Origin of the sequence: Chitinophaga sp. YR627 (assembly GCF_900114995.1) — a bacterium.
Classification (GTDB): Bacteria; Bacteroidota; Bacteroidia; order Chitinophagales; family Chitinophagaceae; genus Chitinophaga.
In genome coordinates this window covers 1,199,428-1,212,678 of sequence record NZ_FOUX01000002.1, presented here as the reverse complement: position 1 = coordinate 1,212,678, position 13,251 = coordinate 1,199,428, and the positions used below count along the sequence as shown (strand labels likewise).

The window sequence follows — 13,251 nt, the reverse complement described above, 5'->3', positions numbered from 1 at the left end:
ACTATGCTGAACAGGAATTGTATTGCGATGATCTCGTGCTGTCTGTTACTTTGTTTTACAACAACATGGACCCATGCACAACAGCGATTATTACCACTAAAGGTGGCTGCTAACGGAAGGTATTTTGAAACCAGCGACGGCAAACCCTTCTTCTGGCTTGGTGATACCGGCTGGCTGCTCTTTACAAGGCTGACCCGTGAAGAGACAGCACAATATCTCGATAACCGTAAACAGCAAGGCTTTAATGTCATTCAGGTGATGGTATTACCGGCGGTAACTGCCGCTAATATCTATGGTGACTCTGCACTGGTGGGTACTAATGTGGGTAAACCATTGACAACAACCGGCAACCAACCGACTGATACCACACAATATGACTACTGGGATCATGTTGATTTCGTAGTAGCAAAAGCCGCAGAGAAAGGATTATACCTGGCCCTGGTTCCGGTATGGGGGAGTCCGGTAAAGGCTGGACTGGTAAAGGAAAAAGATGCAGTTGCCTATGCATCTTTCCTCGCCAACCGTTATAAAAAGTATTCGAATATCATCTGGATGAATGGAGGAGATATCAAAGGCAGTGACTCCATGAATGTATGGATGGCCATCGGAAATACCCTGCATCAACAGGATCCCGGTCATCTGGTGACTTTCCATCCCCGCGGGCGTACACAATCCTCTGATTGGTTTCATGACAGCTCCTGGCTGGCATTTAACATGTTTCAGTCCGGTCACAGACGCTATGATCAGGATACTACCAAAGGCGATAAGGCATATGGAGAAGACAACTGGAAATATGTAGCGGTAGACTACAACAGAAAACCAGTTAAACCTGTCATTGATGGAGAACCTTCTTATGAAGGGATTCCACAGGGCTTACACGATCCGGCGGAGCCATTCTGGAAAGATAGCGATGTACGCCGTTACGGATACTGGTCTGTATTTGCCGGCGCCTGCGGATATACCTATGGTCACAATGCGGTGATGCAGATGCATAAACAAACAGACGGAAAGGGGGTATATGGCGTACGTGAATACTGGAGTGATGCGATTAATGCACCTGGCGCAGGGCAGATGCAATACCTTGAAAAACTGATCTGCTCCCGTAATTACGCAACACGTGTACCTGATCAGTCATTGGTTGCTGACAATGGTAAAGGCTATCAGCATTTACTGGCTACCCGGGGAAAAGACTATGCATTTATCTATACCTATACCGGGAGAAAGATCCCTGTTAATATGGGTCATATCTCCGGCCGCCGCGTAAAGGCTGCCTGGTATGATCCAAGGAATGGCGAGACGAAAGAGATAGGTACTTATTCCAATGAAAAGGGAACTGTTGTATTTGACCCGCCGGGAGAGGAGAAAGAAGGGAATGACTGGATACTGGTAATGGATAGTATTAAATAGTGCTGTTGTGTGTAACATGAAACGATTTGCTCTCTATATATCGATTATTCTGCTTGCGGCCTGCCGTAGCAATAAAGAAGTGTACATGTTCACTTCTTTTCATGAACCCGGCAAAGATGGGTTGCATTTCCTGTATAGTTACGATGGCTATAAATGGGATAGCCTTCGTGGAAGTTTCCTGCATCCTCTGGTGGGAAAGGATAAGATCATGCGCGATCCCAGCATGGTGAAAGGGCCTGATGGTACTTTTCATCTGGTATGGACGAGCAGCTGGAAAGGGGATAAGGGATTCGGTTATACATCTTCAAAGGACCTTCAACACTGGATGCCGCAGCAGTTTATTCCCGTAATGGAACACGAACCTACGACTGTCAATGTCTGGGCGCCTGAGTTGTTCTATGACGATGTGGAAAAGCATTTTATTATTATTTGGGCTTCCTGTATACCGGGACGTTTTGAAAAGGGAATAGAGGCGGAGGATAATAATCACAGAATGTATTACACAACTACAAAAGACTTTCAGACATTCTCACCGGCTAAATTATTCCTGGACCCCGGTTTTAGTGTGATAGATGCCGTGATCGTACAAACCGGTGTACAGGCATACACACTGGTGTTAAAGGATAATACCCGTAATGAAAGGGACCTGAAAGTAGCTTTCGCACAGCATCCTTTAGGCCCATATCAGCAGGCATCTGCACCATTTACCGGAAAACTGACAGAAGGACCTACCGTATTAAAAGCCGGCAAGGACTGGCTGATCTACTACGATGATTATGGCAATAAACGCTATGGCGCTGTTGCCACCACCGACTTCCATACATTCAGGGACATCAATGCCAGCATCGTAATACCTGAAGGACATAAACATGGTACCGTGTTTAAAGTCAGCCGTAAAATACTGGATAAGCTCAAATGACGACTATGAGGATCACTGCAATGATATGTTTGCTATTGGCATCACTGACAACTGCTGCACAGGAAAGCATCCGTTATACGGGTAATACACTGGTGAATGTGGATTATCACCACGGACAATTGCGTCCGGTAATGGGGGTGCATAATATACAGATCATGAGAGCCAACAGGGAGCATCCTGCGCTGGGAGATGATATGGGCTGGACGTACAATCATGCGCCTATGCTGGCTTACTGGAATAAGCGTTTTTATGTGGAATACCTGAGTGATAAAGTAGGAGAAAGTATTCCTCCCGGACAAACCCTGTTATTATCATCCGCCGATGGTTATCACTGGGATAAGCCTGTAGTACTATTCCCTCCCTATAAAGTGCCGGATGGTACAACCAAAGAAGGGAACCCTGGTGTGGCGAAAGACTTATTCGCAGTTATGCACCAGCGTATGGGATTCTATGTGGCTAAGAATAATAAACTGCTGGCATTAGGTTTCTACGGTATCTGTCTGGATGCAAAAGATGATCCGAATGATGGGAATGGTATCGGAAGAGTAGTCAGGGAAATATTGCCGGATGGTAAATTTGGTCCTGTTTATTTCATCCGTTATACAAAGAAATGGAACAAGGATAATACCAGTTATCCGTTTTATACCAGCAGTAAGGACAAGGCATTTGTGGCTGCCTGCAATGAACTGCTGGCTACTCCGTTGATGATGCAGCAGTGGAATGAAGAGGCAGACAGGGATGATCCGCTTATCCCTTTGCAGAAACAATACAAGGCGTTCTGTTACTATCACCTGCCTGACGGTAAAGTGGTTGGATTGTGGAAGAATGCGCTCACAGCAATGAGCCAGGATGGAGGACGTACCTGGAGTACAGTCGCACGTGCGCCTGGTTTTGTGAATGCCAATGCGAAGATCTGGGGACAACGTACCAGTGATGGACGATTTGCGACTGTGTATAATCCTTCTGAGTATCGCTGGCCACTGGCATTGTCAGTCAGTGAGAATGGTATTGATTATACCAATCTGCTACTGGTAAATGGTGAGATTACGCCCATGCGTTATGGGGGGAATTACAAGTCTTATGGTCCTCAGTATGTGAGAGGAATTGAAGAAGGGAATGGTGTGCCGGCTGATAGTAATCTGTGGGTAACCTACAGCATGAACAAAGAAGATATCTGGATATCTAAAATACCGGTGCCGGTTGCAGATAAGGCACCTGCGCATGTGGATGAAGTATTTCCAGCATTAACACCCGCTAATGCATTGTTATACTGGAATATCTATAGTCCGCGCTGGGCGTCTGTGTCATTGGGTAATGCACCAGCTAATGAACAACAGCTGATCCTGGAAGATAGAGATCCGTTTGACTATGCTAAAGCAGAACGTTTATTTCCGGCGGCGCAAAAAGTAGCAATTGCTTTTACCGTAACACCTGCACAAAACAACTTTGGTATGTTACAGATCGAGCTGCAGGATGGTAAAGGTACACCGGGTATCAGACTGGTATTTGATGCGGATAGTGTATTCAAGGCAAAGGCGGGCGCCCGCTTTAAGCACTTTATGAAATATACACCGGATAGTGTGTATAACGTACGATTGAATATCAACACAACGAATCGTTTCTACACAATCAACGTGAACGGCAAAGATGTATTGACCAGTCTTCTGTTTGCACCTGTGGATAAAGTGGAAAGAATTGTATTCCGCACAGGGGAGCCCAGGCATTTCCCTGATGCAGATACACCGGCAGATCAGGAGTATGATCTGAAACAGGCAGGCGAACAGGAAGCACATACTGCTAAATTCTATATCAGGTCTCTCAAAACGTCACCATTGTAATGCGCTTTTATCTCTACATACTATTCTTTTTCGGATGCATGCAGTCAGTAAATGGCGCTGCTCCTGTATCCCTTTCTAATCTCCGTTGTGAGATGCTGGTCAATCCCCGGGGTATTGATGTGATACATCCCCGTTTTAGCTGGGAAATAAATGCCAGCAGCCGTAATGTGATGCAGGTCGCTTATCAGATCCAGGTAGCTTCCACACGGGAGCAGCTGCAGGCCGGTGAGGCTGATCTCTGGAACAGCGGTAAAGTAAATGGAGGTACCAGTATTCAGATCTCTTACGCCGGAAGTGGCTTGCAGAGCCGGCAACATTGTTACTGGCGGGTGCGTGTGTGGACAAACACTGGTGCTACTGAATGGAGTGAAGTGAATGAATGGAGCATGGGATTGTTAGCGTCCGCCGACTGGAAAGCCCGTTGGATAGGTGTGGATAAAGGCTTCCCATGGGATAGTGCACATGCGAAATTCTCCCGTTTGTCTGCCAGGTATTACCGGAAGAGCTTTGCTATAAAACAACCGGTTAAAAGAGCGACGGTGTATATCGCCGGACTGGGACTTTATGAACTATATATCAACGGACAGCGTACCGGTTCGGCTGTATTGTCACAGGCGCCAACTGACTACAGAAAGTCTGTAAAGTACAATACCTATGATGTTACCACCGCTGTACAACAGGGGGAGAATGTAATAGGAACGGTGTTGGGAAATGGCCGGTATTTTATGATGCGTCAGAATTATAAACCACATAAGATCACCACCTTCGGTTATCCACGTTTATTGCTGCAAATGGAACTGGAATATGCAGATGGTAAAAAGGAAACCATCATCAGTGACGAAAAATGGAAACTGACAGCGGATGGTCCGATACGTACCAATAACGAATATGATGGTGAGGAGTATGATGCGAATAAGGAAATGCCCGGATGGAATAAGCCCGGTTTTAAAGACCAGCAATGGTTAGCTGCGTCAATTGTACCTGCGGCAGCAGGCGTATTACAGGCACAGATGAATGAGCCGATGCGTATTGTCAGAAGAGTGGCTCCTGTATCTGTCAAAGAAAAAGCAGCAGGTGTATATATCGTGGATATGGGCCAGAATATAGTGGGCTGGCTGCAGATGAAAGTGAAGGGCAAACAGGGACAGCAGGTGGTACTACGCTTTGCGGAAACACTGAAAAATGATACTGCATTATATGTAGATAACCTGCGTGATGCGAAAGTAACAGATAGCTATATCCTGAAGGGAAGCGGAGCCGAAACCTGGTCGCCTTCATTTGTGTATCATGGCTTCCGCTACGTTGAGATCAGTGGTTATCCTGGTCAACTGGATAAGGCTGATCTCGAAGGTCAGGTGATCAGTGATGATCTTAACGCGACAGGTACTTTTGAAACCTCTGACCCAACGATCAACAGTATCTATAAAAACGCTTACTGGGGTATCATCGGTAATTATAAAGGGATGCCAATAGATTGTCCACAGCGGAATGAACGTATGCCCTGGTTAGGCGACCGTCCGACCGGTGCATATGGAGAAAGCTTCCTGTTTGATAACGCCAAATTGTACGCAAAATGGTTAGATGATATTGAGCAGTCGCAAACTGCTGCGGGTGCTATTCCGGATGTGGCGCCGGCATACTGGAACTATTATTCGGATAATATGACCTGGCCTGGTACCTATCTGATGATCGCCGATATGTTATACCATCAGTATGGTGACCTGCAACCCATCAGAAAGCATTATGCTTCCATGAAACGCTGGTTGGACTATATGCGTTCAAAATACCTGGTGGATGGCATCATGACCAAAGATAAGTACGGCGACTGGTGTGTACCGCCTGAATCTAAACAACTGATCCATTCAAAGGATTCATCTCGCATCACAGATGGGGCTTTGTTATCCACCGCTTATTACTATCGTTATCTGCAGATGATGAGCCGCTTTGCCAGCTTGCTGGATCAACAGCAGGATGCAGCTGCATTTAAAAATTCGGCTGAACTTATAAAAACTGCTTTCAATAAAAGATTTTTCCACAATGGCTATTACGGTAACAATACCGTGACCGCTAATCTCCTGCCTTTGTCTTTTGACATGGTGCCTGCTGTTGATCGTAAACAGGTATTTACCCACATTGCAGACAGTACACTGTTAAAATATGGAGGTCATATCAGTACCGGTGTGATTGGTACGCAATGGCTGATGCGTGGACTGACAGCTGAAGGCCGTCCTGATATCGCTTATCTCATTGCTGCTGACAGGGATTATCCCGGATGGGGGTATATGGTCGCAAATGGTGCCACGACGATATGGGAGCTCTGGAATGGCAATACGGCCAATCCGGCAATGAATTCCCATAACCACGTCATGCTATTGGGCGATCTGCTGATATGGTTGTATGAAGATATTGCCGGTATTAAAAGCGACGGACCTGCATATGGTAGCCTGATCATGCGTCCATCGCTGGTGCCGGGAATGGAATATGCGAATGCGACTTTTCATTCAATACATGGAATGGTGCGTAGCAGCTGGAAAAAAGAGGTGAATAAATTCAGCTGGAACCTCAGTATTCCTGCGAATACGACCGCTACCATTTATGTTCCTGCGTACGCTAAGAATGACGTGCAGGAAAGTGGAATGCCTGTATCCGGCAATAAGGATATCAGTTTCCTGCGGATGGAAGATAATAAGGCGGTGTTTAAGATCGGCTCAGGCGATTATACCTTCAGCTCCGATCTGCAACAACCCTGGAAGAAAGGGATCGTAGAAGATGAGTACATATTCATGGACGCGCCTTTCCCTGAAAGTCATGCGGCTACTATTGCGGAGACACCGGATGGTTTAATCGCTGCCTGGTTTGGTGGTACAAAAGAAAGGAATCCTGATGTGGGGATATGGGTGAGTCGTAAGGACGGTAATAAATGGACCGCTCCTGTAGAAGTCGCGAATGGTATGCTATCAGATACCCTGCGGGTAGCCTGCTGGAATCCGGTATTATACCAGGTACCTGGCGGCGAATTACAGCTGTACTATAAAACAGGTACAAAGGTCGCTGCCTGGATAGGTTGGATGCGTACTTCCAATGATAATGGAAAAACATGGTCTGCTGCCAAAGCCTTACCGGAAGGTTTTTTAGGGCCAGTGAAGAACAAGCCCATTCTGCTGGATAACGGTGAATTGCTTTGTCCATCCAGTACAGAAGGTAGTGGCTGGAAAGTTCATTTTGAATGTACCAGCGATAATGGTAAGACCTGGACCATGAGAGAGCCGATCAATGATGGAAAGATATTCAATACTATTCAGCCAAGTATTCTGACATATGGGAAAGGTAAGCTACAGACCCTGTGTCGTAGTAAAGAGGGATCAGTGGTGCAGTCATGGTCAGCAGACAACGGTCGTACCTGGTCACCTATGTCGGCCACTGAATTACCCAACAATAACTCCGGTACAGATGCGGTGACATTAAAAGATGGCCGTCAGCTGATTGTGTATAACCATGTGAAAACGCCAAAAGGCAAATCTAAGGGAGCCCGTACACCTCTAAATGTTGCAGTTTCTGAGGATGGTATACATTGGTCCGCTGCACTGATCCTGGAAGATTCTCCTGTAAGTCAGTACTCTTATCCTTCCGTAATACAGACGGCAGACGGTTACGTACACATAGTCTATACCTGGCGCAGACAGCGGATCAAACATGTGAAGATCGATCCGCGGGCGCTGGAACTGAAACCTATAAAAAACGAGCAATGGCCATGACAGCAACAACAAGCAGAAGACAGTTTATTGGCAATGCCGCCTTGCTGGGGGGCAGTCTGTTATTGCCGGATGTATTAATGGCGGCGGTAAAGAAAGAGCCACGTTATCGTATTGCGGTATGCGACTGGATGATCCTGAAAAGACAGAAACTGGGTGCTTTTCAACTTACAAAGGATATCGGTGCGGATGGTGTGGAAGTAGATATGGGTGGATTAGGTAACCGACCAACCTTCGATAGTAAACTGTCTGATCCTGCCGTAGTAAAGCAATTCCTGGATACTTCAAGAGATTTGAACGTGGCTATCAGTTCCATTGCTATGTCGGGCTTTTATGCACAGTCATTTGCAGAAAGACCTGAATACGAAAAGATGGTGCAGGATTGCATAGACACAATGGTAGCTATGAAAGTGAAGATCGCTTTTCTTCCTTTGGGCGTTACCGGTGATCTGGTGAAGCGTCCTGAGTTAAAACCTGTTATTATACAAAGATTGAAAACAGTAGCTGTTCAGGCAGAAAAGGCAGGTGTGGTGATCGGACTGGAGACGGCTTTGCCGGCAGCGGAGGAAGTACAATTACTCGATGAGGTTGGTTCTCCTGCTATCAAAAGTTATTTCAATTTCTCCAATGCATTACAGGCAGGCCGTAATCTGATTGATGAATTGAAGACACTGGGTGCAAAGCGTATCTGTCAGATCCATTGTACAGATACAGATGGGGTATGGCTACAAAACAACACGCGTATCAATATGAAGGAAGTAAAAAAGACATTGGATAAAATGCGCTGGAGCGGATGGCTGGTCATTGAGCGTTCCCGTGGTGCCAATGATCCGCGTAATGTAAAGAAGAATTTCAGTGCCAATGCGGCTTATCTGAAAACGATATTCCAGTGATCACTGACCTTATCTTGTTGTTATCCTAAGCCGGAAAAAGTTCCATTAGCACAGTCCTCTGATAAATAGTTATGAAAAAGTATTGCTTACTGATCGTATTGCTGATAAGTGTATATGCCGGCAGGGCGCAAAACCTGGACAGTCTGTTCTGGCAGCCACCTGCTATGGCAAAGCCCTGGGTATTCTGGTACTGGATGCATGCCAGTGTATCAAAGGAAGGTATTACAGCCGATCTGGAAGCAATGAAAGAAGCAGGTATTGGTGGCGCTTACCTGATGCCGATCAAAGGGAAAGCCAATCCACCTTATATCAATCCGCCGGTAGAGCAGTTAAGTCCTGCGTGGTGGGAAATGGTGCGTTTTGCGCATAGTGAGGCTGCCCGTCTTGGTCTGCAGCTGGGGATGCATTTTAGCGATGGATTTGCCCTCGCAGGAGGCCCCTGGATCACACCCGCACAGTCTATGCAGAAAGTGGTGTGGTCGGCTACCAATGTTAAAGGTGGAACTGATTTTAATGCGGTCTTGTCCCAACCGCCTACGAATGAAAAGTACTATCGCGATATTGCCGTACTGGCATTTCCCTCAATAGCGTCGCAGTCACAGGTACCGGTAGTGACGACCAGTCAGCCGGATGTAGCTGCTCAATTCCTGGCGCTGCCAGGCAGTAAGGAAAGCTTTCGCAGTCAGGATCCCTGCTGGATACAATATGCTTATGAAAAGCCATTTACCTGTTATGCCATCACCATCAATACGAATGGTAATAACTATCAGTCGCATCGTCTGCGTATTGCGGTAAGCGATAATGGAGTTGATTTTCGTCCTGCCGGTCAACTGAAAGCGCCCCGTCATGGGTGGCAGGATACCGATGCCCCGGTGACACATGCCATTATACCGGTCACTGCCCGGTACTTCCGTTTCTATTATGATAAAGAAGGTTCAGAACCAGGGTCAGAAGACCTGGATGCAGCGAAATGGAAACAGAGTCTGAAAGTGGCTGGTATTCTCTTATCTGATCAGCCGCGTATTCATCAGTTTGAAGGCAAGAGTGGTGCCGTATGGCGTATCAGTCCATATACCACGACGGCACAATTACCGGAGAAAGACTGTATTCCCCTGAATAAAATTATCGATCTCACGCAACAACTGGATGCTGATGGACGTCTGCACTGGAAGGCGCCTGCCGGTAACTGGACGATATTGCGTATGGGTCATACCTCCACCGGACATACCAATGCGACTGGTGGTGCAGGTAGCGGACTGGAATGTGATAAGTTCAGTAGTGCCGCTGTACGTGTACAGTTTGACCACTGGTTTGGAGAGGCGAGACGTAAAATAGGTCCGGTACTGGCGGATAGTGTACTGAAAGTATTTCATGTGGATAGCTGGGAGTGTGGTAGTCAGAACTGGTCGGCCGGTTTTCAGGATGAATTCCGTCGTCGCAGAGGATATGATCTCCTGCGTTATCTGCCGGCAATGGCAGGTTATCCTGTGCAGCATGCACAAACTGCCGAGACCTTCCTGCACGATGTAAGAACAACGATCACAGAACTTGTACAACAAAATTTTTATGATACACTGAGAGCACTGGCGCATGGACGGGGTTGTTTATTTACGGCCGAAAGTGTGGCGCCTGTAATGCCTGGAGATGGAATGCAGCATTATCAGTTCGCAGATATACCCATGGGCGAATACTGGCTGCGGAGTCCAACACATGATAAACCGAATGATATGCTGGACGCTATTTCCGGCGCGCATATTTATGGCAAACAGGTGATACAGGCAGAGGCATTTACGGAACTGCGGATGCGTTGGGATGAACATCCGGGTATGCTGAAGACACTGGCGGACCGCAACTATGCGCTGGGGATCAATAAACTGGTGTATCACGTTTTTGCACATAATCCCTGGACGGACAGAAGACCGGGAATGACACTGGATGGTATAGGATTATATTTTCAACGTGATCAGACCTGGTGGAAACCGGGAAAGGCCTGGGTGACTTATGCACAGCGTTGTCAGGCTTTGCTGCAGCAGGGAAGACCCGTTGCTGATATAGCAGTGTTTACCGGTGAAGAGATTCCCCGGAGGGCGATATTACCAGAACGGCTGGTGAATGTATTGCCGGGATTGTTTGGGGATAGTCTGCTGGCTTTTGAATCACAACGGATGGCTAACAGCGGTGGTCCTTTAAGAGAAATGCCTTTAGGTGTTACTGCTGCTGCGAATATTACCGACCCGGCTAACTGGGTAGATGCATTACAGGGATATCACTATGATTCATTTAACAAAGACGCATTACTAAGACTGGCAACTGTGAAGGATGGCAATATCATATTGCCGGGAGGGGCTGTGTACAGGATGTTGATATTACCCGGTGTGATGGCCATGTCGCCGGAAGGAAATCTGTTATCCCATGAGACGGTCTTTCATCTCAGGCGATTATTAGCGCAGGGAGGAACGGTGATGGTAAATGGTCGGCTAAGATCGCTGGAAGCGCCTGATAGTACGATCGTACTACAGGGAAAAGGCGTGTTGCAGGGGCCATGGAGGAATGCTTCCTTTGCTGGATTAGGATTAATGCCTGATCTGCTGATGAAGGAAGTAACTGACAAAAGAGCCAATGGGATTGCCTGGACACACCGCACTGCACCTGATTTTGATATTTATTTTATCTCCAATCAACAGGAGATGGAGCGTACGATTCAATTTTCTTTTCGTGTGAGCGGTAAGTTGCCTGAGTTATGGGATGCTGTTACCGGTGAACAACGTACAGCGACCGACTGGCAAACAGAGGACGGCCGTACGGAACTGTCTTTACAATTGCCTGCCAGTGGTTCTTTGTTTGTTATTTTCCGCAAACCTACTCCGCAGCTATCGGTGCAGCGTGCACCTAACTGGCCGTCATTCAATACTGTCAATACCCTGAATAGTGACTGGAAAGTCAGCTTTGACAGCACCGTGGGAGGACCTTCAAATACTGTCTTATTCGGCGAGCTGAAAGACTGGAGTAAAGATGCAAATGAACAGATCAGATACTATTCCGGTACTGCGTATTATAAAAAGACATTTAACTGGAAGGGGCGAAAACAGGATACCATCTCCCGTGTATTCCTGGATCTTGGCAGGGTGGCGAATATAGCAGTTGTAAAAGTGAATGGTGTTGATTGTGGCACCACCTGGACGCCCCCATATAAAGTGGATATTACTACCGCGATCCATGAAGGGAATAACGAACTGGAAATAGCGGTGACCAATACATGGACGAATCGTTTAATTGGCGATACTGCATTGTCTGCGGATAAACGTATTACCCATACAACAGCACCTTTAAAACTGGATAAGCTACCATTGCAGGAAGCTGGTTTAATAGGACCCGTTGTATTGCAGCAGGAACGCGTGACAGCAGGTGGAGAAGTGGCGCAGTCCGTGATGCAGCAGGTTTATCAGGAGATAAAGACGCCTTACAAATATGGGATAGTGATGGTGCCTGTGGATGATAGCAAGAAGCTGGACTGTCCGAGTATTTTCAGGAAAGGTAAGAAGTGGTATATGGTATATATCATCTACGACGAGGGACGTGGGTATGAAACCTGGCTGGCAGAAAGTAAAGATCTGTTGCATTGGAAGACAAAAGGTAAGATGATGTCATTTGCAGATAGTTCTACTGTCTGGGATGTCAACCAGCGTGCTGGTTATATCTCTTTGCAGGATCATGTATGGGGTGGTAACTACAAATGGTATTCCTATAAAGGGAAACACTGGATGAGTTATATAGGCGGTGCGCAGAATGGTTATGAGCAGGGCCTGTTATCTGTTGGGATTGCCAATACCCGCAGGCGTATTACCAGGGCACATGAATGGAAAAGATTAGATAAACCTGCATTGATGGCGACAGACAGTAATGCAGGCTGGTGGGAGAATAATACCATCTATAAAAGTTCGGTGATGTGGGATAAGACAAATACAACCGGGCATCCTTTTGTGATGTATTACAATGCAAAAGGGGATAGTCTGAAGCCTAAGCGGGGAAAAGAACGTATCGGTATGGCAGTGTCAGATGATATGGAACACTGGACCAGATATGGCAAAGACCCTGTACTGGATCACTTTACAGGTATTACCGGAGATGCTGTGATACAGCGGATGGATAATATGTGGGTCATGTTTTATTTTGGCGCTTTCTGGAAAAACCGGCCAACTGCATTCAACCGTTTCGCCTGTTCATATGACCTGGTGCACTGGAGTGACTGGAACGGCGCTGATCTGATCAATTCTACTGAAGACTATGATGGTCGTTTTGCACATAAATCATTTGTGGTCAAATACAAAGGCGTTGTCTATCATTACTACTGTGCGGTGAATCAGAAAGACCAGCGGGGTATTGCGGTAGCGACTTCAAAAGACCTTGGAAAAAGTACACTTCATTTTACAAAAGCTAAATAG

Annotated in this window: 6 protein-coding genes; all 6 read left to right on the top strand. The window is 46.6% G+C overall.

What is annotated here, in order from left to right:
• Window positions 1–3: 3 nt before the first annotated feature.
• The 6 genes from BMZ72_RS13470 to BMZ72_RS13445 all read left to right on the top strand — a co-directional run bounded on the left by BMZ72_RS13470 (window position 4) and on the right by BMZ72_RS13445 (window position 13,251).
• On the top strand, window positions 4–1,407 hold the full coding sequence (locus BMZ72_RS13470; RefSeq protein ID WP_089809099.1) for a glycoside hydrolase family 140 protein: 1,404 nt from the start codon (window positions 4–6) through the stop codon (window positions 1,405–1,407).
• Between the two features lie 16 nt (window positions 1,408–1,423).
• The gene (locus tag BMZ72_RS13465; protein WP_089809097.1) at window positions 1,424–2,326 is read left to right on the top strand and encodes a glycoside hydrolase family 43 protein; all 903 of its coding nucleotides are present in this window, start codon (window positions 1,424–1,426) and stop codon (window positions 2,324–2,326) included.
• A gap of 5 nt (window positions 2,327–2,331) precedes the next feature.
• Entirely contained in the window at window positions 2,332–4,164 is a 1,833-nt protein-coding gene (locus BMZ72_RS13460; protein ID WP_255373196.1) for an exo-alpha-sialidase, read from the top strand.
• Window positions 4,164–7,919: a family 78 glycoside hydrolase catalytic domain gene (locus BMZ72_RS13455; RefSeq protein ID WP_089809093.1), complete on the top strand. Its 3,756-nt coding sequence runs from the start codon at window positions 4,164–4,166 to the stop codon at window positions 7,917–7,919. Before BMZ72_RS13460 ends, BMZ72_RS13455 begins: the two co-directional genes overlap by 1 nt.
• A complete protein-coding gene (locus tag BMZ72_RS13450) occupies window positions 7,916–8,809 on the top strand; it encodes a sugar phosphate isomerase/epimerase family protein (protein ID WP_255373195.1) in 894 nt (297 codons plus the stop codon). The genes BMZ72_RS13455 and BMZ72_RS13450 overlap by 4 nt, the downstream gene beginning before the upstream one ends.
• 71 nt (window positions 8,810–8,880) lie before the next feature.
• On the top strand, window positions 8,881–13,251 hold the full coding sequence (locus BMZ72_RS13445) for a glycosyl hydrolase (RefSeq protein WP_089809089.1): 4,371 nt from the start codon (window positions 8,881–8,883) through the stop codon (window positions 13,249–13,251).